Annotated in this window: 18 protein-coding genes; 9 read left to right on the top strand and 9 right to left on the bottom strand. The window is 41.1% G+C overall.

The annotated features are described in order from the left end of the window. Position 1: 1 nt before the first annotated feature. From ligA to HC723_RS05350, 3 genes are all read left to right on the top strand, one after another. The gene (gene ligA / locus HC723_RS05360) at positions 2-2,020 is read left to right on the top strand and encodes an NAD-dependent DNA ligase LigA (protein ID WP_190338440.1); all 2,019 of its coding nucleotides are present in this window, start codon (positions 2-4) and stop codon (positions 2,018-2,020) included. A gap of 539 nt (positions 2,021-2,559) precedes the next feature. Beyond that, a complete protein-coding gene (locus tag HC723_RS05355; RefSeq protein ID WP_190338439.1) occupies positions 2,560-3,636 on the top strand; it encodes a porin in 1,077 nt (358 codons plus the stop codon). Positions 3,637-3,715: 79 nt separating this feature from the next. Beyond that, a complete protein-coding gene (locus HC723_RS05350; protein ID WP_190338438.1) occupies positions 3,716-4,513 on the top strand; it encodes a hypothetical protein in 798 nt (265 codons plus the stop codon). Between the two features lie 97 nt (positions 4,514-4,610). On the opposite strand, the gene HC723_RS05345 is transcribed toward HC723_RS05350, so the two are convergent. Beyond that, positions 4,611-5,465 (bottom strand): tetratricopeptide repeat protein, encoded by an 855-nt coding sequence (locus HC723_RS05345; RefSeq protein WP_153447477.1) that lies wholly within the window; start codon positions 5,463-5,465, stop codon positions 4,611-4,613. Positions 5,466-5,702: 237 nt separating this feature from the next. Then, positions 5,703-6,629, bottom strand: a complete 927-nt coding sequence (locus HC723_RS05340) for a TIGR01777 family oxidoreductase (RefSeq protein ID WP_153447476.1) — start codon at positions 6,627-6,629, stop codon at positions 5,703-5,705. A 121-nt stretch (positions 6,630-6,750) separates the two neighbouring features. On the opposite strand from HC723_RS05340, the gene yfcE reads away from it, so the two are divergent. Beyond that, positions 6,751-7,284: a phosphodiesterase gene (gene yfcE / locus HC723_RS05335; protein WP_153447475.1), complete on the top strand. Its 534-nt coding sequence runs from the start codon at positions 6,751-6,753 to the stop codon at positions 7,282-7,284. Positions 7,285-7,392: 108 nt separating this feature from the next. On the opposite strand, the gene HC723_RS05330 is transcribed toward yfcE, so the two are convergent. Together HC723_RS05330 and HC723_RS05325 are read right to left on the bottom strand one after the other, a co-directional pair. Then, a complete protein-coding gene (locus HC723_RS05330) occupies positions 7,393-7,899 on the bottom strand; it encodes a regulatory protein ToxS (protein ID WP_153447474.1) in 507 nt (168 codons plus the stop codon). 13 nt (positions 7,900-7,912) lie between these two features. Further along, positions 7,913-8,758: a winged helix-turn-helix domain-containing protein gene (locus HC723_RS05325; RefSeq protein ID WP_153447473.1), complete on the bottom strand. Its 846-nt coding sequence runs from the start codon at positions 8,756-8,758 to the stop codon at positions 7,913-7,915. 210 nt (positions 8,759-8,968) lie between these two features. Here HC723_RS05325 and htpG point away from each other — a divergent pair, with 210 nt between their 5' ends. The 3 genes from htpG (at position 8,969) to hemH (ending at position 12,847) form a co-directional block, all read left to right on the top strand. Next, positions 8,969-10,894: a molecular chaperone HtpG gene (gene htpG, locus HC723_RS05320; RefSeq protein ID WP_153447472.1), complete on the top strand. Its 1,926-nt coding sequence runs from the start codon at positions 8,969-8,971 to the stop codon at positions 10,892-10,894. A 222-nt stretch (positions 10,895-11,116) separates the two neighbouring features. Next, positions 11,117-11,764 (top strand): adenylate kinase, encoded by a 648-nt coding sequence (gene adk, locus HC723_RS05315; protein WP_153447471.1) that lies wholly within the window; start codon positions 11,117-11,119, stop codon positions 11,762-11,764. Between the two features lie 99 nt (positions 11,765-11,863). Further along, on the top strand, positions 11,864-12,847 hold the full coding sequence (hemH, locus tag HC723_RS05310; RefSeq protein WP_190338437.1) for a ferrochelatase: 984 nt from the start codon (positions 11,864-11,866) through the stop codon (positions 12,845-12,847). Between the two features lie 210 nt (positions 12,848-13,057). On the opposite strand, the gene HC723_RS05305 is transcribed toward hemH, so the two are convergent. Further along, on the bottom strand, positions 13,058-14,557 hold the full coding sequence (locus tag HC723_RS05305; protein ID WP_190338436.1) for a peptide MFS transporter: 1,500 nt from the start codon (positions 14,555-14,557) through the stop codon (positions 13,058-13,060). A gap of 408 nt (positions 14,558-14,965) precedes the next feature. On the opposite strand from HC723_RS05305, the gene rfaH reads away from it, so the two are divergent. Further along, positions 14,966-15,466, top strand: coding sequence for a transcription/translation regulatory transformer protein RfaH (gene rfaH / locus HC723_RS05300; protein ID WP_153447468.1), 501 nt, complete (start codon positions 14,966-14,968; stop codon positions 15,464-15,466). Between the two features lie 218 nt (positions 15,467-15,684). Here the strand turns inward: rfaH and asnB are convergent, their stop codons facing one another. The 4 genes from asnB to nagA all read right to left on the bottom strand — a co-directional run bounded on the left by asnB (position 15,685) and on the right by nagA (position 21,681). Then, positions 15,685-17,349 carry an asparagine synthase B gene (gene asnB / locus HC723_RS05295; RefSeq protein WP_190338435.1) on the bottom strand — a complete coding sequence of 555 codons (1,665 nt, stop codon included), beginning with the start codon at positions 17,347-17,349 and terminating at the stop codon, positions 15,685-15,687. A gap of 214 nt (positions 17,350-17,563) precedes the next feature. Then, the gene (locus HC723_RS05290) at positions 17,564-19,186 is read right to left on the bottom strand and encodes a cation:proton antiporter family protein (protein ID WP_153447466.1); all 1,623 of its coding nucleotides are present in this window, start codon (positions 19,184-19,186) and stop codon (positions 17,564-17,566) included. A gap of 142 nt (positions 19,187-19,328) precedes the next feature. After that, complete coding sequence (gene nagC, locus HC723_RS05285; protein WP_153447465.1) at positions 19,329-20,543, bottom strand: DNA-binding transcriptional regulator NagC; 1,215 nt, start codon at positions 20,541-20,543, stop codon at positions 19,329-19,331. A gap of 1 nt (position 20,544) precedes the next feature. After that, complete coding sequence (gene nagA, locus HC723_RS05280; RefSeq protein WP_190338434.1) at positions 20,545-21,681, bottom strand: N-acetylglucosamine-6-phosphate deacetylase; 1,137 nt, start codon at positions 21,679-21,681, stop codon at positions 20,545-20,547. A gap of 526 nt (positions 21,682-22,207) precedes the next feature. On the opposite strand from nagA, the gene nagE reads away from it, so the two are divergent. Beyond that, the gene (gene nagE, locus HC723_RS05275; protein ID WP_190338433.1) at positions 22,208-23,770 is read left to right on the top strand and encodes an N-acetylglucosamine-specific PTS transporter subunit IIBC; all 1,563 of its coding nucleotides are present in this window, start codon (positions 22,208-22,210) and stop codon (positions 23,768-23,770) included. Positions 23,771-23,859 lie beyond the last annotated feature (89 nt).

The following is a 23,859-nucleotide window of genomic DNA, read 5'->3' as shown; positions in this document are numbered from 1 at the left end:
CATGACACAAGAAATAGCACAAAAAATTGAACAATTACGCGAAGATCTTCATTACCACGGTGTGCGTTATTACGTTGAAGATAACCCTCAGATCACGGATTCAGAATACGACCGTTTGATGCGAGAACTTATCGATTTAGAGAAAGAATATCCACAGTTTATTTCTGATAGTTCACCCAGTATGCGTGTCGGTGGCAAACCATTAGCCGGTTTTACCCAAGTCGAGCATGAGATCCCGATGTTGTCGCTCGACAATGCATTTGATGACCAAGAATTGGAAGCATTTGATAAAAAACTGACTTCTCGTTTGGATGCTAGAGGGCGAGAAACTTTTTGCTGCGAACCTAAACTCGACGGTTTAGCGGTCAGTTTGCTGTATGAAAACGGTGTATTAGTTCAAGCGGCAACTCGCGGTGATGGTGCGACTGGCGAGAATATTACTACCAATGTGAAAACCATTAAGTCGATCCCATTAAAGCTACAAGGTACCGACTGGCCAGTGCGAATTGAAGTGCGTGGTGAAGTGTTTATGTTGCTTGATGGTTTTAATGCATTTAACGAAAAAGCATTACAAAAAGGCACCAAACCTTTTGCTAACCCACGTAATGCCGCGGCTGGCAGTTTACGTCAACTCGATTCCAAAGTGACCGCTACCCGACCGTTAAGCTTTTATGCATACAGTGTTGGGGTGGTTGAAGGCGCTGAATTACCTCAAAGCCATTATCAACGTTTTTTGCAGCTTAAATCATGGGGATTACCTATGTGCCCAGAAACCAAGGTGGTGGAAGGTCTTGAGCAAGTAAAAGCCTACTATCAAGATATATTGATTCGTCGCGCACAACTTGCCTATGAAATTGATGGCGTGGTGATCAAGGTGGATGATATTGCCTTGCAACAAGAGCTAGGTTTTGTCGCGCGCGCCCCTCGCTGGGCGATTGCCTATAAATTCCCTGCCCAAGAAGAGATGACTACCCTCAACGATGTTGAATTTCAGGTTGGGCGAACCGGCGCCATTACGCCTGTTGCCAAGCTTGAACCTGTGTATGTTGGCGGGGTGACGGTCAGTAATGCAACCTTGCATAATGCTGATGAGATTGAGCGTTTGGATATTCATATTGGCGATACCGTGATTGTGCGCCGCGCCGGAGATGTTATTCCTAAAATTGTCGGAGCTGTACCTGAGCGTCGCTTAGCAGGGGCAACAGCAGTGCTGTATCCACAACACTGTCCAGTTTGTCATTCAGAATTAGAACGAGTTGAAGGTGAAGCGATCACTCGTTGTACTGGCGGGCTGATTTGTAAGGCGCAACGGATTGAAGCGTTAAAACATTTTGTCTCTCGAAAAGCGATGGATGTCGATGGTTTAGGGGTGAAAGTACTTGAGCAATTAGTCGAAAAAGAAATGGTCGAAACCCCAGCCGATCTATTCAAATTAAGTGCGGGTCTATTAACCGTACTGGATCGAATGGGGCCTAAATCGGCACAAAATGTAGTGAATGCGTTAGAAAAATCGAAGCAAACTACCTTACCGCGTTTTTTATATTCTTTAGGGATACGCGAAGTTGGGGAAGCCACCGCATTAAATTTAGCCCTACATTTCACTCAAATTGAAAAGATCAAACAAGCCACCCAAGAGCAATTAATTGAAGTGTCCGATGTAGGAAAAGTCGTCGCAGAACATATTGTCCACTTTTTTGCACAGACTAAAAATGTCGAGGTAATGGAACAATTAATCGAACAAGGCATCCATTGGCCAGATATTGCGCCCCAACTTGATACTGCTGAATTACCGCTAGCGGGCAAAACGGTAGTGATCACTGGCACCTTTGAAGCCATTAATCGCAATGAAGCCAAAAACAAATTACAAACTTTAGGGGCAAAAGTTGCCGGTAGTGTGTCGAAAAAGACCGATATTGTGTTTGCAGGAGCCGCGGCAGGCTCTAAATTAACCAAAGCACAAGATCTTGGCGTCGAGATACAAGATGAACAACAATTATCCAATTGGCTTAATTTAAAGTAAGGTGTTGATTGTTAAGAGTATGTTTTAATATTTAAACTTAGTTTTAAAGAATAAAAAAGCGTTAACAATATCGTAGTGAAAACCAAAGGTGCCATTTATTGGCGCCTTTTTTGTTGCCTGAAGGTTTCTATGATTAAGTGTGCCTATTGATTTGGTGGGATGATAAATCACATAAATAATAATAAATATAAAAAAATGTGATCTTTATGTTTATTTATATCTATTATATTGTTTTTAAAGGATTTTGTTTTTATCTTGGCGCTTAGGTGATGAGTGTGATCCAGATCGCTTTAGTTCGAAAACTTTGCGGTCACTCATATTTTATTGTTAATAAATTAACTTAATGTTGATGTTTTTTTACATGAAGATAGTCTTAATAGCGTGAATGCACACAGTGTATGAAACATCAGAAAGATAAGTTTTTCGTTTAGTTAGTTTACTTAGCGAAATAATGAAAATTAGCCTTGTTGCTTTCGGCGGCCACTTAAAGCAGCAAGGTACTCAAAAAACAGCTATGTCCAATTTTTAGGAGTTATTCCATGGAAAAAATATTTAAACGTACGCTACTTGGCGCTGCAGTTTCTCTAGCAGCAGTATCTGGTGCAGCAAACGCGGTTGAAGTTGGTCTTAATTCTGACTTTAAAGTAGAAGTGTATGGTGTTGCCGCGATTTCGGTTGTTAATTACAACGTTGGTGACAATCGTGATGCAAGTTCAGGCGCAGTGATTGAAAATGAATCACGCATTGGTTTCCGTGCAGATAAAGATATCATTGATGACTTAAATGTCTTTATGCAAATTGAATCTGGTTATGTAGATAATACTGATTGGGGTCAAGGTGGTAACCCTGGTGGTGTTTTAGGTTTCCGTGATACCTTTGTAGGTCTTCAAGGTGATAGTTGGGGTAAAGTACGTTTTGGTCGTATGCTAACACCAATGTATGAAATCATTGACTGGCCTTTCTCTAACCCAGGTCTAGGCAGTGTGTTTGATTGGGGTGGTGTGCAAGCTACTTATGATCGTCAATCTAACCAAGTTCGTTATGACTCATTGAATTATGGTGGTTTCTCATTTGCCGCTTCTGTTGGTCGTGATACTGGTGGTAGTGCATTTGGTGGCGGTAACGCAACTCGCGATTCTTATTTTGGTGGTTTGAATGCTAAATACACCATCAGCAAAATTACCTTCATGGGTGCACTTGAAACTGGTACAGATTTCAAAGGTGTGAAAGGCGATGATAACTTCGCATACATCGCAGGTGTGGATATTGCATTGCCAGCTGGTTTTGGTCTTGCAGCAGCGTATAAGCATGAAGAAATTAATGCTGATATGAAAGCGGGTGATAAATCTCAAGACTCTTACTCAATCATTGGTCAATACTGGTATGACAATATTGGCTTTAAATTAGGCTATGCAGCTAATTTAGATTCTGAGCAAGGTGGAATTGATATGGATGATGACATGAGTACTATTTCAGGACAATTGATGATGACAGTTAATGGTTTTGTTCCGTACGTTCGTGTTGCAGGCCGTAAGGCACACCGCACTGATTCAGCTAAAGTAGCAACAAATGATACAGATATTGTGACACGTGTTGGTATTGAATACGGTTTCTAATTCCTTTTTTTCGATATAATACGTAAACCCAGACGCTGGCTTAGGCCAGCGTTTTTCTCCTTAAAGTAGTAGGTGACATATGAAAAAGGTTTATTTTTTATGTTCAATATTATTATTATCAGCATGTTCAAATTTTGCTGATGATGGTGACTATTCGGATGCAATTAAAAAGGTTGAAGACAGATCTAATTTTGTTGAGGTTCAAGGAAAAGCATTTTCAACAGGTGATATCATTGTTGGAGATAGTCAAATATTAAATAGTGCTGCTAATATTACAGCCATTTTCCCTAAAAAAGATTCAAAAAATCTTGAATTATCGCATGTTGCGATGAGTATGACCTTTTTCAAAACATATAACTTCTACACATCAGCTATTTATAATGGCAAAACAGTTGCTTTAAAAGACTACAAAGTATCAAGCGAAGTTTGTAATGATAACTGTACAACAACGCAATATGTTACATTTCCGGTTGATATGGAAACACTTCAACAAGCAAGAACTACAGGGCTTGTTTATCAAATCGTGACTCCAAATAAATCCTCTGTAATCGATTATAAAATTCCAGCTGGATATGTCGAAGCATTGTTTAATGAGGCCAATGGACATATATCAAATTCTACAAATATTGCGGCAGCGACAACAATTGCACCTATCACTCAAGCGAGTAAGCCACAAGAAATGGTACAGTACTGGTTCGATGAAGCATCGGCTGAACAAAAGCAAGCCTTCTCAAGTTGGGCATTTCAAAACCGTAAACAAGTGGCGGGTGAGCTAAAAGGCAGCGATAAACCAAGTCAAATGTTGGATTACTGGTATAAAAAAGCCACGCCAGAGCAAAGAAGCGATATTCTCTCTTGGTTACTTAAAAACGAATAGCGTTTATTGCCAATAAAAGTAATAGAAGCACCTAAAATAAAACCGCTCATAAGATAAACTTATACGCGGTTTTGTGTTTTTAAAAGGCTTAGAAACGCTAATACAACAACGAATAAAGCTGGCGACGATAACGGCTGGCTAAACTATTGCCTTGCCCTAAAGCGGCGAGGATATCCATACAAGCTTTCTTAATTTCCCCATCCAGCGCGTGCAAATCTTGCTTCAACACTTGCATCAATAATTCCAGCGCTTCTTCATCACGATTCACTTGATGGTACTGCAACGCTAATTCGCTTAACACCGATAAATCATCAGGCGCTTGCTGGTATTGTTGCTCTAATAATTGAATTTCTGGACTGTCGGCAGCTTGGAGGTGCAATTGAAGTTTAGCGATTAAACCTTTGTAATAACTGTCTTGGTATTCCAGTGGGATAGATTCTAATTGGCTGCTGGCAAGATCAAATTGTTGCGTTTCGAGTAAGCAGTCTGCAATGGCCAATTTTATATCGCCGCGCTGATTCAACTCTTCTGGTAAAGCTTGCAGTAAAGCCAATGCTTCAGCGTGCTGCGCCGCTTCCATCATCTCGATCGCTTGTTTAAGCTGTAAATCTTCTTGGCTAGGTAAATGTTTATTTAACATCTGCATGATGGCTTCAATCGATTGCTCGCCGCCCATGCCATCCACCGCTTGACCATTAGAAAATAACGCAATGGTCGGGAGAGATTGTACCCCGAATTGGCTTGCGAGTGCCGGTTGTTGTTCGCAATTTAATAACGCGACTTGCACAACACCTTGGTATTGCTGAGCGAAGCGCTGTAAATCAGCGATCACATTTGAGCTTTCAGGCATGGAAGGTGCCCAGAAATGGATTAATACCGGTGTATTGGCTGAATCTTCGATCACAGGACGAAAATTTTGCTCATCGAGTTCGATAATGATGCTTGGTTGCATGTCACATTCCTTAATCTAGAGGGCAGGGATCCCTGAGTCTGATTAAGTAATTAGGGCAAAGCTGAAATTTTCAAGAGTGCAGCAAGCAGAAAAGTACTACCACCAAGCCAATACACAGCCAGTTAAGTTTATTTAACGTCATAATTCCTCAATAAAACATAAAATGAGAAATTCATAATAACCTTAAATTATTAAGGTTTAATGACATTAATAAATAGATATTATCTCCACAGGGTATTAACGGGATCCGGTTGATTGTAATAGCTGCTTTAACGCCGGTTCTAGCCTTGAATAAGTAAAGATAAAACCTATTTCAGTCAGGTGTTTGGGTTTGGCTCTTACGCTATCAAATAAGATTGCTCGAGATTCCCCCATGATCAATTTGAACACCCATTGTGGCGTGCTGATCAAGCAAGGACGACGCAATGTTTTTGCTAATAGACGACTAAAGTGCTTATTTGGGACCGGGTGAGGAGCGCATAGGTTAAAAGTGCCACTCGTTTGTGATTGTTGCAGCAGGTAAGTGATAGCGCGAACTTCATCTTGAATATGAATCCATGGCATATATTGATTTCCGCGTCCCAACTTTCCGCCAACGCCAAAACGAAAGGGAGGGAGCATGGCAAGTAAAGCTCCACCTTGAGAGCCTAAGACAATCCCGGTTCTTATAATACATACCCGAGTCTTTGTGCTTGAGGCTTGCATAGCAATATTTTCCCATTGTTGGCAAACATGATGGGCAAAGGAATGATTGATAACGATTGGAGGGGTATTTTCCATAACAACATGTTGCTTCTGATCTCCATAATAACCAACAGCTGATCCACTGATCAGCGTGTGTGGTGGGTGTTGACTGGCTTTAATTAAACTGACAATTTGCTGAGTAATATCCCAGCGACTATGGCAAATTTTTTGTTTTTGGCTTTCAGTCCAGCGTTTGGTTGCAATAGGTTCGCCAGCAAGATTAATAATGGCATCTATATGATCGAGGTTATGCCAAGTAGATAGACAGCTGACATAATCAATATTTGAAAAATCAGCATGCTTCAATTTAGATTTTGCTTGATCTGATGAACGAGTCAATACCGTGATGTGATGGTCAACTAAATGTTTGATAAGTTCAGAACCAATAAAACCGGTTCCTCCGGTGAGTAAGATATGCATACGGCCTCCTTGTAATCAAATTATAGTGCGAATTGAGACAAAACCTAGTTTATTGCTAAAACGGTATCTTGTGGTGGTATATAATTGATTCATCATAATCTCACTAGATGACGTTAATACGATGAAACTGTTTTTTATTTCAGATTTACATGGTTGTTTACCTGCTACTCAACAAGCTCTCGCTCTCTATAAAGCCTCGCAAGCGACCCAACTTATTCTATTGGGGGATGTGCTAAATCATGGCCCTAGAAATCCGATCCCTGCTGGCTATGATCCTGCCGCTGTTGCTGATGCTCTCAATCAATATGCCAGTGAAATCATTGCGGTACGAGGCAATTGTGATAGTGAAGTTGATCAAATGCTATTAGATTTTCCTATGATGTCGGACTACGCGGTAGTGTTACTCGAAGATGGACGTAAATTATTCCTCACTCATGGTCATACTTATAACCAAGATAATCTACCGATGCTAGCCAAAGGCGATGTGTTATGTCACGGCCATACTCATATTCCAGTGGCTAAAAATGTGGATGATTTATTTATTTTTAATCCTGGTTCGGTGACTTTTCCACGTCAAGGCTACACTGCCAGTTATGGCTTGTATCAAGCAGGACAATTTAGCGTAATGGATTTTGCAGCAAAGCAATTTCTGTAATAGAAGATGGTAAGGAGTTGGATTGGAAAGGACATCAAATATACTTTCAATTTGAAAGAGTATTTGATGCCCTTTTATGGGGCGATGTTAATGCTATTTAGTTTGATATTACTGTGAATACAATATGGTCGAACCATGCTCTAGCGTGGTTAACAGCAAGGCATTATCATTAATCACATCGATTTTACGGCTTTGTTGTGAACTGACTTTAAATAGCTGTTTGATGTGAGTTAACTGTGGCTTTGATAAGCCTGCTGTTATCGCTGTCGAAGTATCTTTAAATACTTCAGGTGTAATAATGATGTAGTGATCACTCAGTTCCCACTGTCCCGATTCAGAAATATTTAACTCAATAGGTTGTTTGAACTTTTTACTGTATAAATTCAGTGACGATATTTTTAAATAGGTGCCATTTGGCAAATACTTCACATTAGAAATGATTTTTGCTTTATCAACAATATGGGATTTATTCCATTCCGACATATGAGCTACTAAGGTAGATTGCCATTCTCTGGAAATTAATACTTTCTTTAATTTAAAATCACTGTGCCAATAGACCCAACCACTAAAAATGATTGAACTTGCAAGCGCCACTGTGGTGATTATTTTTTTCATTTTTAGCTTATCCTTAGTGACAAACAGAAGAAAAATCAGTTTGGTCGACAAAGATTAATATCGACTGATTTTGGCTCGAATGATCAGCGTCATGAATAAAGTTCAGCGCCATTTGACCATTTAGGCTGCCAGTCGCAATGATCTTTTCTAAGCTTGAAGAGCCTTCAATTCTGCTGCGATAAATCTTAGTGCAACGTTCAATTGCCGGTAACCACGATTTAATTTCAGGGTGGTTTTCAGGCTGTAGTAATGGCACATCATTGACCAAAGTAACTTGATCAAATTGAGTCGATGACGGCGCGTTGACCGATAATGCTAAAAGTGGTAATAACAGGATCACTGCCCATATTAATCGAAATCCCCAAACTGGTTTGGGTGATATTACAGCTACTGGTGATATTGGAGCCTCGGGAGTAGTAGGGGCAATAACCGGCGCTTCGTTTACCGTTGCGGATAAATTGTGACTTAAGTCATCATCGGTTTTATCTTCTTGTGGCGCCTCTGCATTGTTGGCCGAGCAACTTTCGACCGTAGAAATCAATTGATAACCACGTTTTGGAATAGTTTTGATAAATTGTGGTGACTTGGTGGAGTCACGCAACATTTTTCTTAAGGTGGATATTGCCTGAGTTAAACTTGAATCATCGACCTGAAATCCTTGGTCGCGCCAAACGTATTCATGCAATTGATCTCGGCTTACCACTGTGGTGGACTGCTCAATAAGAATTAATAGAATACGGCTTTCGTTACTCCCTAAACGTATGACTTCATTATCATTTAATTGATCAAGCAAGGTATTGCTGTACGGATCAAAGATGAATTTTTGGGCAAGAATATATTTAGTGCCGATGCTAGTCATTTAGGTATTCTCAATGATAAAAGGGTTTAGTGCTTTATTTCACAGTGATAAAATCCAGTGAAATTTAGTTTTTCTGATATTTTCCGCTGCTATCATAATAAAAATTGATAAGAAAAACACGGTTTTGATGAATTTTTACCTTGAATTTATATTTGTCAGCCCAATTTAGTTAGTAATGATTTCAATAACACTAACTATGTTGGAGTTCTAATGAGCGATACAAAGACACAAAATAAAGAAACACGCGGGTTTCAATCAGAAGTAAAACAACTACTGCATTTAATGATCCACTCTCTTTATTCAAATAAAGAAATTTTCCTACGTGAGTTAATTTCTAATGCGTCAGATGCGGCGGACAAACTGCGTTTCCAGGCATTATCCGATGGCGGGCTATACCAAGGTGATGCTGATTTAGGGGTCAAGCTGTCTTTCAGTACTGAAACCAACACTCTAACCATTATCGATAATGGTATTGGTATGACGCGCGATAATGTCATCGAACATTTAGGCACTATCGCCAAATCAGGCACCGCCGATTTCTTCTCAAAATTATCGGAAGACCAAACTAAAGACTCACAATTAATTGGTCAATTCGGTGTTGGTTTCTACTCAGCATTTATCGTAGCCGATGCAGTAACCGTTCGTACTCGCGCGGCAGGTGTGCCCGCGGATCAAGCAGTACAATGGCACTCTGCAGGCGAAGGTGATTACACCATCGAAGACATCAATAAAGAGTCTCGTGGTACCGAGATTATTTTGCACATGCGTGAAGATGGTAAAGAGTTTTTATCCGAGCACCGCTTGCGTGATGTGATTGGTAAATATTCTGATCATATTGGGATCCCTGTTTCGATCTGGACTGAAAAAGACGTCGAGACCGATGAAGAAAATGAAGATGGCACCAAGGTTACGAAAAAAGAAAGCGGCTGGGAGCAAATCAACAAAGCTCAGGCGCTATGGACTCGTGCCAAATCTGATATTAGTGACGAAGAATATAATGAATTTTATAAACATGTTTCGCATGACTTTAGCGATCCGATGACTTGGAGTCACAACAAGGTTGAAGGTAAGAACGATTACACCAGCTTGTTGTATATTCCTGCTAAAGCCCCATGGGACATGATGAACCGCGATCATAAAAGTGGTTTGAAATTGTACGTCCAACGCGTGTTTATTATGGATGACGCCGAGCAGTTTATGCCGTCTTACTTGCGTTTTGTGCGCGGTTTGATTGATTCAAATGATCTGCCACTTAACGTATCGCGCGAAATCCTGCAAGACAACAAAGTGACCCAATCACTGCGTAATGCCTGTACTAAGCGCGTATTGGGTATGTTAGAGAAAACCGCCAAGCGTGATGAAGAAAAATACCTAGCGTTCTGGAAAGAGTTCGGCATGGTATTAAAAGAAGGCCCAGCGGAAGACTTCTCTAATAAAGAAAAAATTGCAGCTTTATTGCGTTTTGCTTCAAGCGATGTTGATTCTTCTGAGCAAACCGTGGGGCTGGCCTCTTACGTTGAGCGGATGAAAGAAGGCCAAGATAAGATTTATTATCTTACAGCCGACAGTTACGCTGCCGCTAAAAACAGTCCGCACTTAGAACAATTTAAGTCGAAAGGCCTAGAAGTGATCTTAATGGTTGATCGCATCGATGAATGGTTAATGAATTACTTAACTGAATTCGATGGCAAGCAATTCCAATCGATCACTAAAGCAGGTTTGGATTTATCGAAATTTGAAGATGAAGCTGAAAAAGAAAAACACAAAGAAACTGAAGAAGAGTTCAAGTCTGTTGTTGAACGCACGAAAACCTATTTAGGTGATCGCGTTAAAGAAGTACGCACTACCTTTAAACTGGCCACCACGCCAGCAGTTGTCGTGACGGATGATTACGAAATGGGCACTCAAATGGCAAAACTGCTGGCGGCTGCCGGTCAAGAAGTGCCAGAGCTGAAATACATTTTGGAATTAAATCCAGAGCATGAGATGGTAAAACGCATGGCAGATGAAGCAGACGAACAAGCTTTTGGTCGTTGGGTTGAAGTGTTACTTGGTCAGGCGATGTTATCAGAGCGTGGTGCGATGGATGATCCGAGCCAGTTCTTAGCGGCAATGAATGGTTTGCTAGAGAAATAAATCGCCAATTAGATAATAAAATACTGTGATAAGCGTTGGCTTTTGCTGACTTTGATATCATAAACGCAGATAAGGTCAGAATTTGTGATAGAATTCTGGCCTTAATTCAGTCAATAGGGCGATCTGATTATCAATTAATCATCCGCTCTATCCTTATACCGAAACTTATCGTGTCACACATTCTGTGAGCTTCGGTATAATAACAAAATAAGAGGAATAGTCATGCGCATCATTCTTTTAGGTGCTCCAGGTGCTGGTAAAGGTACTCAAGCTCAATTCATTATGGAAAAGTTTGGTATTCCACAAATTTCTACTGGCGATATGCTACGTGCGGCAATTAAAGCCGGTACTGAAATGGGCAAACAAGCGAAAGCGGTTATCGATGCTGGTCAATTAGTATCAGATGATATTATTCTTGGCTTGATTAAAGAGCGTATCGCACAAGATGATTGTGAGAAAGGTTTCCTACTTGATGGCTTCCCTCGCACTATCCCACAAGCAGATGGCCTTAAAGGCATGGGTGTAGCGGTTGATTACGTGATTGAGTTTGACGTAGCCGATAGCGTTATCGTTGAGCGTATGGCGGGTCGTCGTGCTCACCTTGCTTCTGGTCGTACTTACCACATGATTTACAACCCACCAAAAGTGGAAGGCAAAGATGACATCACCGGTGAAGACTTAGTGATCCGTGATGACGACAAAGAAGAAACGGTTTTAGCTCGTCTTGGTGTGTACCATGAGCAAACAGCACCACTTATCGAATACTACGGTAATGAAGCAGCAGCCGGTAACACCACTTACCTGAAGTTTGACGGCACCAAAGCGGTTGACGTTGTGAGTGCTGAACTTGCAGCAGCATTAACCAAATAATCTCGATCCAATCAATTGATAATTTGGTATATTAGGCGACTATATTGTTTATAGTCGCTTTTTTATGCCCGCTTTAATTCGAAGGAATGAATGTTAATCATGCGAAATTGTTCAGCTCTAAATAGTGACACACAAAAAAAACAAGGCGTATTACTGGTTAACTTAGGCACCGCAGACGAAGCCACGCCAGCGGCGATCCGACGCTTTCTAAAAGAATTTTTAAGTGATAAGCGAGTGGTGAATATGACTCGTTTGATCTGGTATCCATTGCTTAATGGCGTCATTTTGCCGATCCGTTCGCCCAAAGTCGCCAAAGTTTACCAACAAGTGTGGATGGAAGAGGGATCGCCTCTGTTGGTGTACTCCAAGCGCCAAGCTCAAGCACTACAAACAAAGTTAGCCATGCCTGTGGAACTTGGTATGACCTATGGCAACCCCAGCCTGCAAAGTGGGGTTGAGGCCCTGATGGCGCAAGGATGTGAAGAAGTGATCATTTTGCCGTTATATCCGCAATATTCAGGTACGACGACTGCAGCAGCATCGGATGCATTAATCCGCGCGTTTAAAACCATGCCAGTGATCCCTGCTTATCGCTTTATCCGTGATTATCACGATCATCCTTTGTATATAAGAGCCTTAGCACACAAAGTTCGTCAATATTGGCAACAATATGGTCAAGGCGATTATTTACTGTGTTCCTACCATGGTATTCCACAACGATTAGCCGATGAAGGGGATATCTACCCGCAGCATTGTGAGCGCACAACCGAGCTATTAAAACAAGAGTTGGGTTTATCTGAACAACAAATGGGAATGAGTTACCAGTCTCGTTTTGGGCGAGAAGCATGGTTACAGCCTTATACTGACCAAACCCTGAAAAATTTAGCTCAGAAAAAGTTGAAAACTTTAGACATTATCTCACCCGCTTTTTCGGTTGATTGTATTGAAACCCTAGAAGAGATCGCGATTGAATGTCGGGATATTTATCAGCAAGCAGATGGTATGGAATACCGTTATATCGAGTGTTTAAATGACTCGGATGAGCACATTGAAATGATGGCCGCGCTGGCGACATCGGCGTAATTTTTTTCGAGCTCTTTAAGCTGCATTGTTATTTGAAGTCGTATTGTTATCTTAAGTTACATTGCTATCTATGTCGTATCGTTATATCAATACCCATCATGTGATGATTTATCTTTATTGAGAATAAAAAAACGCAGCTTATTATAAGCTGCGTTTTTATTTATCTTCAGAGCCGCCTTGAGATGGATACTCATCACTTTGTTGTGAGGCTTATTGAATACCTTGATGTTGCTTATCAAGTTTACGCATTAACGGCAGAAACACCAGCGCAATGAAAGTACACACTACTGCAGCGATACCCAAATTATTAAATAGGCTAGTGTAGATTTCAAGACTCTGCAATGGATCGGTCATGCCTTTTGGAATACTTGCATAGTTGGCAACCACACCACCTAAATATTGAGCAATACCAGAAGCCACATAATAGGCGCCCATCATAAAGCCGCCCATACGCTCTGGTACATAGCGTGCAATCATCGCAAGACCTAGACCACTTACCAGCAATTCACCCAAAGAGTAAGAGCCGTAACCGGCAATCATCACCCAAGAGCTTGTTTTACCATTCACAGCAAAGTTACCTGCAAAACCATAAATGAAGAAACCAATTGCAACCACGGCAAAACCTAATGCAAACTTACCCGCGATGGATAAATCTTTATTATTTTTACCAGCTTTGGTGTAGATAAGCGCCAAGATTGGGCTCAATAACATAATGAAGATTGGGTTTAATGCTTGGTACTGAGCAGGAGACCACGTCAGTATATGGGTACCAAATACCACAAAGTTTAAATCAACGTTACGCAATGCAAATAGTGCAAGTGAGGTTGACATTTGTTGGTAGAAAATAAAGAAGAACACGGTTTGAATGATCAGCACTAGTGCGGCAATTAGACCAGCACGTTCATGTTTTTCACTGCTACGAATAAGATGGACAAAAATCGCAAGTACCACAATACCGGCTACGTATACAAATAGACGAGCCAATTCTTGGTATTCTAAAATTAACGCTGAAATACCGACTGCAACCAATGAGCCGAGTAATACTAATACCAACTTGTTTTTGTTGACAGGCTTAGTATCAGGTTCAGAGCCGTAATTCGCTAACGCTTTGCGCATGACAAAATAGTTAGCCATACCAACTAATAGACCCACACAACAAACAGCAAAAGCAGCATGCCAACCGAAATTGTTACCGTAATGCTCATTGACGTAATCTTTGATCCATGGTGTTAGCAACATAGAGATAGTAGAACCCACGTTAACCGCCATGTAATAGATAGTAAACGCACTGTCTATTTTAGAATCATCACCTTCGTAAATTTTACGAACTAGATTACCGGCATTAGGCTTAAACATACCGTTACCAACAACGATTACACCTAGTGCAAGGAATAGAACCCAAGTATTTTCAGATGGGATCGTCATCAAGGCGTAGCCTAAGGCTAGAATGGCTGAACCAATCAACATGGTACGCTTAGTGCCTAAGATTTTATCGCCAATCCAACCGCCGATCGCGGGTGATACATAGATTAACGCTGCACAAGCACCCCAAACGAGGTTGGCGCGACTATCATCGAAGCCAAGACGTTGGATCATGAAATATACGATTAACGCTTGCATGCCGTAATAGCCGAAACGTTCCCAGAGTTCGATAAGTGAAACGGTCATAAATGACTTGGTTTTACTCACTGTTACTTGTTGTGATGTCATGTGATTTATCCAAATTAAAAATAATTGACCTGTACTCCGTTATGTACAGTTTGCGGTAAATTCTGTTGTGTTTATACTTTTCTCTAAAAGCTATAGTTATTGTGTCCAAATCCATTTGGCTCAAGCATCCAAAATATTCGCATTAGTTTTGCTAATCCAGATAACCACGTAAACTAATGTAGCCATTATATATACAGCGCATGTAGCAAAACTACAATGCTTTAGCGCGATAAATCGGATAAGTGCGAGTTATTCGCTTAAAAAATGTGCTACATGTTATTTGTTACGGTTTAATGTAAATGGTAAGTTAATGTTTCTAGCTGTGGGATGTATAAAAGTAACTTATGCTTCTGAATGGGGTTTTGTTAGCACAAATGTTAGAATGTGAAAAAATGAAAGGGTGTGGTTATGAAATCTTGGTATTTGTTGTACTGCAAGCGCGGTGATCAACCACGTGCAAAGTTACATTTAGAGAATCAAAACGTGGTGTGCTATTACCCTGAAGTGGATATTGAGAAAGTGGTTAGAGGCAAGCGAAAAATGGTGACAGAGCCATTATTTCCGTCTTATGTATTTATTCAATTTGATGCAGACACAGGACCGAGTTTTACCACTATTCGATCTACTCGTGGAGTGGTAGATTTTATTCGTTTTGGTGCTTTACCTTCTATTGTGCCTGATGCATTAATTGCTGAGCTTAAAAAAATTGAAGCACAGACTGAAGGTGTGATGTCAGGGTTGCCACAGATTGGTGATACGGTTCAAGTAACTGGTGGACAATTCTCCGGCTTTGATGCTATCTATAAAGAAGCCGATGGTGAGAAGCGCTCTATTTTGTTGGTTACCCTAGTTAACCAGCAAGTTAAAGTAAAAGTCGGCAATCAAGATATTGCTTGGCAAAAAAACTGAAAAAGAGATGTAATACCAATTCCATAAATTTAATGATCGTTCAAAATTGAGTACAGAGAAAAGTGTCAAAGGCCATGGATGCCTTTTCTCAAGCGATCAAGGACGGATCAGCGTCTTTTCGGCGTATTCAAATTGATTAAATAGAATGGGTATTATTGATACAAAAATATCCCTGTAACGTCCGTTGCAGGGATATTTTTTTCACGACTTATCTAAGATTAATAGGCGTCGTTATGGATTGCTTTCACTGCGCGACCAGATGGATCTGCGTTGTTTTTAAACGATTCATCCCACTCAATCGCGGTAGCAGATGAACAAGCGACCGATGGGCCACCAGGGACACACATCGCGGCGGACTCTAATGGGAATAGCTCAGCGAAGATTTCACGATACACATAGCCTTCTTTAGTGGTCGGCGTGTTGTATGGAAACTTAAAGGCAGCGCTTTCTAATTGCTGCGCGGTCACTTTTTGTTCCGCTTGCTCTTTTAATGAATCAATCCAGTTATAGCCAACCCCGTCAGAGAATTGCTCTTTTTGACGCCATGCAATTGATTCTGGTAGGTAATGCTCGAAACATTCACGTAATACGTGTTTCTCCATTTTTCCGTTGCCACACATTTTATCGGCAGGGTTTAAACGCATTGCGACATCAATAAATTCTTTATCTAAGAAAGGTACGCGGCCTTCAACCCCCCAAGCGGCCAGTGATTTGTTGGCACGAGCACAATCGAACATGTTTAAAGCGAGTAATTTACGCACCGTTTCTTCATGGAATTCTTTGGCATTTGGCGCTTTATGGAAGTATAAGTAGCCGCCAAAAATTTCATCGGCACCTTCACCAGACAATACCATTTTAATCCCCATCGCTTTGATCTTACGCGCCAGTAAGAACATAGGGGTTGAAGCGCGAATGGTGGTGACATCGTAAGTTTCGATGTGGTAAATCACATCACGGATAGCATCAATACCTTCTTGTACCGTATAAGTCATTTCGTGGTGAACGGTTTCTAGTTTTTCTGCTACCGAGCGAGCGGCGATAAGATCGGGTGCACCTTCAAGACCAATGGCAAAGGAGTGCAGTTGTGGCCACCAAGCTTGTGACTCTTCGTTATCTTCAATCCGCATCGCAGCAAAGCGTTTGGCTACCGCAGAGGTAATTGAAGAATCCAGACCACCAGACAGCAGAACCCCATAAGGCACATCGGTCATTAATTGGCGCTTCACCGCATCTTCTAGTGCTTTAGTTAGGTCTTCTTTGCTCGTCAAGTTGCCTTGAACCGCGGCATATTCCATCCAATCGCGTTGGTAATAGCGTACCGGCTCAGCATCTTCAGATCGGTAATAGCTACCTGGAGGGAATTCACTGATGGTTTTACAAACCGGTACTAAGGCCTTCATCTCTGAGGCAACATAATAGTTACCGTGCTCATCGTAGCCTTGGTATAGCGGAATAATACCAATGTGGTCACGTCCAACTAAATAGGTGTTTTTTTCTTCATCATACAATACGAAAGCGAAAATACCGTTCAGCTCTTCGAGTAAATCTTCACCCAATTCTTGGTATAACGCCAAGATAACTTCACAGTCGGATTCGGTCTGGAAATTGAATTTATCGGCGTATTTAGCGCGGATTTCTTTATGGTTATAGATTTCACCATTAACCGCCAAAATGTGTTTTTTATCTTCACTGTAGAGCGGTTGCGCCCCACTGTTTAAACCGACGATAGATAGACGTTCATGAGCTAAAATTGCATGCTCGTTAGCATAAATACCAGACCAGTCAGGGCCGCGATGACGAAGTTTTTTAGACATTTCTAATGCGCTAGCACGCAGTGCGAGTGGGTCTGATTTGATGTCTAAGATGCCAAATATTGAACACATACTATTTCCTTAAATCCATTTGAAATTCTGTATCCCTCTCGTGAAGGGTTATTGTTTTGCGTTACATTCAATTTGCCACTATCAACAAAAAATGCAATATATAATTAGCAATGAAATGATCAAATAGAAGTAAAGGTGAATCTCATTCTCTATATGTTGTTTCTTGGTGAATGAAATCCATTCCTGGTTATGTTTTGATCAATAAATATATGAGTTAGAGTAAATCGACACTTTTATCCCAATTGCCAGGCTGCATAGGTTTGAATTGAGGATCAAGCTCATCACAAACGTGGCGAGCAAAACCGGCGCCGGCTTCGTTATAAATATTAAAAGCAGCATCGACGCCATTCTCACAAAATTCGGTCACTTGATCGGGGTATTCTGCGATAGCGGCGGTTTGGCCTTGGAAGTTACGCGACTTAAGTTGCTCTAATGCAAATTTATTCCCTTGGTGGTGCGGCATTGCCAACAAGACGAGTTTCACATTGGCAATATCAAGAATGCGCTCCCAAAAATCGGAGTCGGTCGCATCACCTTGTATCACATTGCGGCCACTTTGAATGTGGGTATTGACCATATCTTGCCGAGTTTCCACCCCTAAACATATTTTGCCATAACGACTGCGAATTTCATCATACGCACCGGTTCCAATGCGGCCCATGCCTAAGATCAGCACTTGAGCATTACCAGGGTTAATACGTTTATCGCGTAGATTTAGGTGCTCATCAGTTTGTTCTTTCAGCCACTTAGAGCAATAACGATAAATTTTATGGCCCATATTGTTGAGTGGCGCTGAAACAATAAAAGATAGCGAAACGGCAATCGCGATCGCTGCCATCATTTCCGCCGGTAGCCAACCTAATTTGTAAGCAAGGCCGGCCACAATTAAACCAAACTCACTAAAATTGAATAGGGTAAGGGTCGCCAACAACGAGGTACGAACTCTAAACTTAAAGCAGTTGATTGTCACAAAGTACAAGATGCCTTTTATAGGTAGCAGCAACAAGAATATCAGCGCCAAAATAAAGGCATCTAATGTGGGGTCGCCAGACAAACCAATGTTAAGGAAAAAACAAACTAAGAAGAGTTCTTTGATATTAAATAATGATTTAGATAGCTCCGATGCCTTATGGTGTCCAGCCAGTAGCATGCCTAAGATTAACGCCCCTAAATCGGCTTTCATCCCAACCAAGGTAAACAACCCTGCGCCCATCACTAATGCCATAAAAAAGCCATACAGAACCAGCATTTCACCGTGTCCACTTTTGTCTAATACTTTGTAAAATAATGGACGTAAGAAGGGGAGGATAAATAAAACTACCGCATACCATTCAGGAATTTTACCTGTTGATACCGTTAAGAAAATTACGGCAAAAATATCTTGCATCACCAATATACCAATCGAGATCATGGCATAAGTTGAGTTCATTGCGCCTTTTTCTTCTAGGCTTTTAATCGCAAAAACAGTACTAGAGAAGGATAAAGCAAAGGCAAGTAACAATAACTGTGGTAATTGAATATCAGATAAGAGGGTAATGCCGACGGTTTTTAACCCAATTAACGCGAGGGTAAAAAATAAAGTCGAGGCAATATTATGCACCGACGCACTGGCCCATACTTCTTTATTGAGCAAGACTTTGACATCGAGTTTTAGACCGATAGTAAATAGCAGTAAGGTGACGCCGAGATTAGACAGTGTATCCAATGTGGAACTGGTTTGAATGCCATAGTATTGCAACACAAAACCGGCAATCAAAAAGCCAACAAGGGGTGGGAGGTTAACTCGTAATGCGATAAAACCGGCTACGAATGCCGTAACGATAAGAACAATATCCATATTTATCCGCGTGGTGAAAATACCAATCGTAATCATTAGCGGATCACTATGATTGGTATAGGGCAAAATCAGAACATATATTGCTAATATGACAGCAACATGAATACGCTCTAAAATCTATTAGAGCGTGCACTTTATATTGTTAATTTTCTAACAGTTTTTGCAATAACACCCCATTGAGCATAGCGCGTTTGATCATGGCAAAAGCACCCATGGTTGGTTGGGTGTATAATTGAGATTCGACAATAGGTAGATTTTGATGAAAAGTCTTTAATGAATGATTTTGTATGTTGCGTTCAATCGCATGAAAGATGATTTCTTTGGCTTTAACAATTTCACCAGCAATGATGATTTTTTGTGGGTTAAATAAGTTAACCGTCATCGCAATAGCTTTTCCTAAATGGTTGCCTACACGAGTTAATGCTTGGGTGGCTAATTCATCACCACGATTCGCATGTTCGCAAATTGCAGTCATATCGAGCGGGTGTATATTTTGCAGCGATGAAGGGTAACCTTGATCGAGACGTGATTGAATATGAGCAATAATGGCAGGATTCGCCGCCACGGTTTCTAAACAGCCAAAATTACCGCATTGGCATTGTTCGCCTAAAGATTCAATTTGAATATGACCTATCTCGCCAACATTGCGATTGGTCCCAAGGAACACTTGGCCATTAACAATGATACCCGCGCCCGCACCACGATAGACACTGACTAAAATAGAATCTAAGCAATCTTTACTGGCACCAAAATAATGCTCAGCTAAGGCTAAACCGCGAATATCATTACCTACGAAGGCTTTTACACCAAAGGTTTCACTGAGTAAGTTACCAAGAGAAAGATTATCAATCTCGGTGTTCGGCATGTATTCAACCACGCCAGTTTCTGGGTTCACTAAGCCGGGAAGGATAAGACCAATCGCGATCAACTGTTTAATCGAATCTTTATTTTGTTCAATGAAGTGATGGGTATAACGAACCACACCATCGAGAAGATCGTGTTGATTATCATATTTGAAAACGGCGTGGTGCTTGGCAAGTTCAAATCCGCTTAAATCATATAAGCTGAATTGAATATAATCACGACCTAGACGGATTGCGATTGAATGAAAGGGAGCGGTTTCTGTGGTTAAAGAAATCGCACGTCGGCCTCCGGTGGAAGCTTGTTGTGCCACTTCTTTAATTAATCCTCGCTCAATTAATTGGCGAGTGATTTTAGTCACACTGGCGGGGGCAAGTTGGCTAACATCCGCGACTTGGATCCTAGAGATAGGACCCTGTTGATCGATTAAACGATAAACCGCCGCGCTATTAAGTTGCTTTACTAAATCTACATTACCAATTTGTCCGCCATTCATGCTATGTCTGCTCGTATTGTCCGTTAACTATTGTCGCCTTAACTTTGAAGTTACGGTCAAACACGGTTAGGTTTGCCACCAGTCCTTGTTTAACTTGACCAAGTTTATCATCTGCGCCGATTGCGCGCGCAGGATAAAGCGTTGCCATACGTAAAGCTTCGTCTAAAGCGATGCCTACATGTTCCACCGTGTTTTGTACGGCTTCTATCATGGTTAAAGCTGATCCACCTAATGTGCCGTTTTCATCAACACACTTGCCATCTCGGTAATATACTTTCTTACCGACAAAAATAAAGTGATCCATTACAGCACCTGCTGGAGCTGTGGCATCGGTCACTAATATGAGCTTATCGCCTTTTACTTTGTGAGCGATTCGGATGTTAGCGTAATCAACATGGAAACCATCTGCAATAATACCAGCATACACCTCAGGGGTATCATAAATCGCGCCCACTACACCCGGTTCGCGACCCACCATTGGCGTCATCGCATTAAATAGATGAGTAGCAAAACTGATGCCGTTGGCAAAACCTTCACGTGCTTCAGAATAGGTTGCATTGGTATGGCCGATTGAAACCACAATACCCGCGTCACGTAAGCGTCGAATATGCTCAGGATTATTTTGCTCTGGCGCTAAAGTTACCTTGGCAACCACATCGCTGTTATTACAGATAGCAGCAATCATATCATCGTCTGACTTACGAATAAAATCAGGACGGTGAATACCTTTCTTTAATACATTGAGGAACGGGCCTTCAAGGTGTAATCCGAGAACCTGGTGTTGGTATTTAGCAAGATATTCACGACCGGCTTTAAGTGCTTGGTGCATATCTTCATCTGAAGAAGTGATCAAAGTCGGTAAGTAGCTGGTACAACCTGATTTTAAGTTGGCTTGATGCATAGTTTGCATGGTATCAACCGAGATCAGGTCATTAAACATCACCCCTCCACAACCATTAAGTTGCAAATCAATAAAGCCAGGGCAAAGAATATCGCCTTGTAAATCCTTGGTTTCAATACCTTGTGGTAAATCTTCTGCTTTAATTACAGCATGAATTTTACCCGCATCAACCAATACAGCGTGCTGGGTAAGCACATCATGTCCGGTGTAAATTTTTGCATTAAGCAGCGCATACATAGGGAGCACCCTTCTAATTTATTTAAAATCTTGATGGTTGTCGGCTTTGGTTAGTTATCGTTATACTTTTTCAAAGCAGAGCAACAAATGTGAGTATAAAATAGACTTATAACATTATCGTTTAACTTGGCGTGTTTGGCAGTCTAAAAACAGCTAACTGTGTTGATTCACACGATTAAACAGCAAGTTTGCGAGGCAAAGCAACCGTATTAAAGCTGATACACGTCAAATTCAGAGACTATAGGTTAAGCAAGCAAGAACCTTTATATAGCCATTTAGAATGAATTCATGTTAAAGGAAAAAAACCATTAATTCGAATGATAAAATAAGTTTTCAAAACTATCTAGTCCCAAGATGCTAAAATTGGCGTAATTAGCTGCGATCAGACAAATAACTCTTGATTGAGATCACAAATAATGAGGTTTTAATTTGCGGGCTAAAATTAATCACATAGACTGTCGCTGTACTAAATTTTTTAATAAAAATAAGTTTTGAAGTTCATACAAAATCCTTAGGGGGGAATTCAATGAATATTCTGGGATACGCACAAAGATTAGGTAAAGCACTAATGCTACCTATTGCAACACTACCTGTTGCAGCGTTGTTATTACGTTTAGGTCAACCTGATATATTGGATATCGCATTTATGGCATCTGCTGGTAATGCAATCTTTAGTCAGTTACCTTTACTATTTGGTTTAGGTATCGCGATTGGTTTATCGAAAGATGGGGCTGGTGCTGCTGGTCTTGCTGGTGCAGTTGCTTATTTTGTTATTACCGCGACAGCTCAAAATATCGATTCAACTATCGATATGTCATTCTTTGGCGGTATTTTTGCCGGTATCATCGCAGGTCACTGTTATAATGCGTTCCATAAAACGCGTTTACCTGAGTGGTTAGCTTTCTTCTCTGGTCGTCGTTTAGTGCCTATCATGGCTGGTCTTGTGGCTCTAGTTGCTGGTGCTATTTTCGGTGTGATCTGGCCTGTGGTTCAAAACGGTCTTGACGCACTAGCACACGGTATTTCTACTTCTGGTGCAGTCGGTCAATTTATTTACGGTACATTAAACCGTGCATTAATTCCTGTTGGTCTACACCATGTGCTTAACTCTTACTTCTGGTTCGGCATGGGTTCATGTCAAGAAATCATGGTAACAGGCGTTGGTGCATTCTCGAATATTCACCAATTATGTGTTGACCCAGCGATTGCTAAAACATTAGTTGTTGGTCAAGAGCATACGTTTGATTTTGCTAACTCTGTTACTCCTCATATTACTGCAGTTGTGAACACTGTGACTGATACGATTAAAACCGGTGATTTGAACCGTTACTTCGGTGGCGATAAATCTGCTGGGGTATTCATGAATGGTTTCTTCCCAATCATGATGTTTGGTCTTCCTGCTGGTGCGTTTGCTATGTACCTTGCCGCTCCAACAGAGCGTCGTAGCCAAGTTGCTGGTGCATTGTTCTCAGTAGCATTCTGTTCTTTCCTAACTGGTATTACAGAACCTCTAGAATTTATGTTCATGTTCCTAGCTCCGGGTCTATACGCTGTTCACGCGGTATTTACTGGTCTGTCTCTTGTTGTTGCTAACATGTTTGGCACATTACATGGCTTTGGTTTCTCAGCCGGTCTTATCGACTTCGTATTGAACTGGGGCTTAGCAACCAAACCTTGGACTCTACTTGTTATTGGCCTATGTTTTGGTGCGCTATACTTCTTCACATTCAGCTTCCTAATCCGTGTTTTCGATATGAAAACGCCTGGTCGTGAAGACGAAGAAGTTGAAGTAGAAAGCAAACCTGGTGCAAGCAAAGGAAAAGGCGATGTTGCTCGTCAATACCTAAAAGCGCTTGGTGGTCATGAAAACGTGACAACTATCGATGCTTGTATTACTCGTCTACGTTTAACGCTAAAAGATCGCTCTATCGTTAACGAAGCTGTGCTTAAGAAACTTGGCGCGAAGGGTGTGGTAAAACTTGGTGAGAACAATCTTCAAGTTATCCTTGGCCCACTAGCTGAAATCGTAGCCGGCGAAATGAAAGAAGTTCCAGCTTCTGATGACCTATCAGATGTTATCCTTCCATAGTTTCAACTAAAACGAAAACTTGATTGAAGCCCCGAAGTTCGGGGCTTTTTTTATACCTGAAATCGATAGGGCGTTCTGAATTGGCGATA

Source organism: Vibrio sp. S11_S32, from assembly GCF_014694465.1.
In the GTDB taxonomy this organism is placed as follows: domain Bacteria; phylum Pseudomonadota; class Gammaproteobacteria; order Enterobacterales; family Vibrionaceae; genus Vibrio; species Vibrio algicola.
Note: the sequence above shows the minus strand (reverse complement) of the source record. Positions and strands in the feature narration are given on the sequence as shown.

Excerpts from the sequence above, each read along its gene's own strand:
- HC723_RS05305 (WP_190338436.1), bottom strand. The coding sequence starts at position 14,557 with ATGACATCACAACAAGTAACAGTGAGTAAAACCAAGTCATTTATGACC.
- hemH (WP_190338437.1), top strand. The coding sequence starts at position 11,864 with ATGCGAAATTGTTCAGCTCTAAATAGTGACACACAAAAAAAACAAGGC.
- yfcE (WP_153447475.1), top strand. The coding sequence starts at position 6,751 with ATGAAACTGTTTTTTATTTCAGATTTACATGGTTGTTTACCTGCTACT.
- adk (WP_153447471.1), top strand. The coding sequence starts at position 11,117 with ATGCGCATCATTCTTTTAGGTGCTCCAGGTGCTGGTAAAGGTACTCAA.
- asnB (WP_190338435.1), bottom strand. The coding sequence starts at position 17,349 with ATGTGTTCAATATTTGGCATCTTAGACATCAAATCAGACCCACTCGCA.
- HC723_RS05355 (WP_190338439.1), top strand. The coding sequence starts at position 2,560 with ATGGAAAAAATATTTAAACGTACGCTACTTGGCGCTGCAGTTTCTCTA.
- nagE (WP_190338433.1), top strand. The coding sequence starts at position 22,208 with ATGAATATTCTGGGATACGCACAAAGATTAGGTAAAGCACTAATGCTA.
- HC723_RS05325 (WP_153447473.1), bottom strand. The coding sequence starts at position 8,758 with ATGACTAGCATCGGCACTAAATATATTCTTGCCCAAAAATTCATCTTT.
- HC723_RS05350 (WP_190338438.1), top strand. The coding sequence starts at position 3,716 with ATGAAAAAGGTTTATTTTTTATGTTCAATATTATTATTATCAGCATGT.
- HC723_RS05340 (WP_153447476.1), bottom strand. The coding sequence starts at position 6,629 with ATGCATATCTTACTCACCGGAGGAACCGGTTTTATTGGTTCTGAACTT.
- HC723_RS05345 (WP_153447477.1), bottom strand. The coding sequence starts at position 5,465 with ATGCAACCAAGCATCATTATCGAACTCGATGAGCAAAATTTTCGTCCT.
- HC723_RS05290 (WP_153447466.1), bottom strand. The coding sequence starts at position 19,186 with ATGGATATTGTTCTTATCGTTACGGCATTCGTAGCCGGTTTTATCGCA.
- nagC (WP_153447465.1), bottom strand. The coding sequence starts at position 20,543 with ATGAATGGCGGACAAATTGGTAATGTAGATTTAGTAAAGCAACTTAAT.
- rfaH (WP_153447468.1), top strand. The coding sequence starts at position 14,966 with ATGAAATCTTGGTATTTGTTGTACTGCAAGCGCGGTGATCAACCACGT.
- HC723_RS05330 (WP_153447474.1), bottom strand. The coding sequence starts at position 7,899 with ATGAAAAAAATAATCACCACAGTGGCGCTTGCAAGTTCAATCATTTTT.
- htpG (WP_153447472.1), top strand. The coding sequence starts at position 8,969 with ATGAGCGATACAAAGACACAAAATAAAGAAACACGCGGGTTTCAATCA.
- ligA (WP_190338440.1), top strand. The coding sequence starts at position 2 with ATGACACAAGAAATAGCACAAAAAATTGAACAATTACGCGAAGATCTT.
- nagA (WP_190338434.1), bottom strand. The coding sequence starts at position 21,681 with ATGTATGCGCTGCTTAATGCAAAAATTTACACCGGACATGATGTGCTT.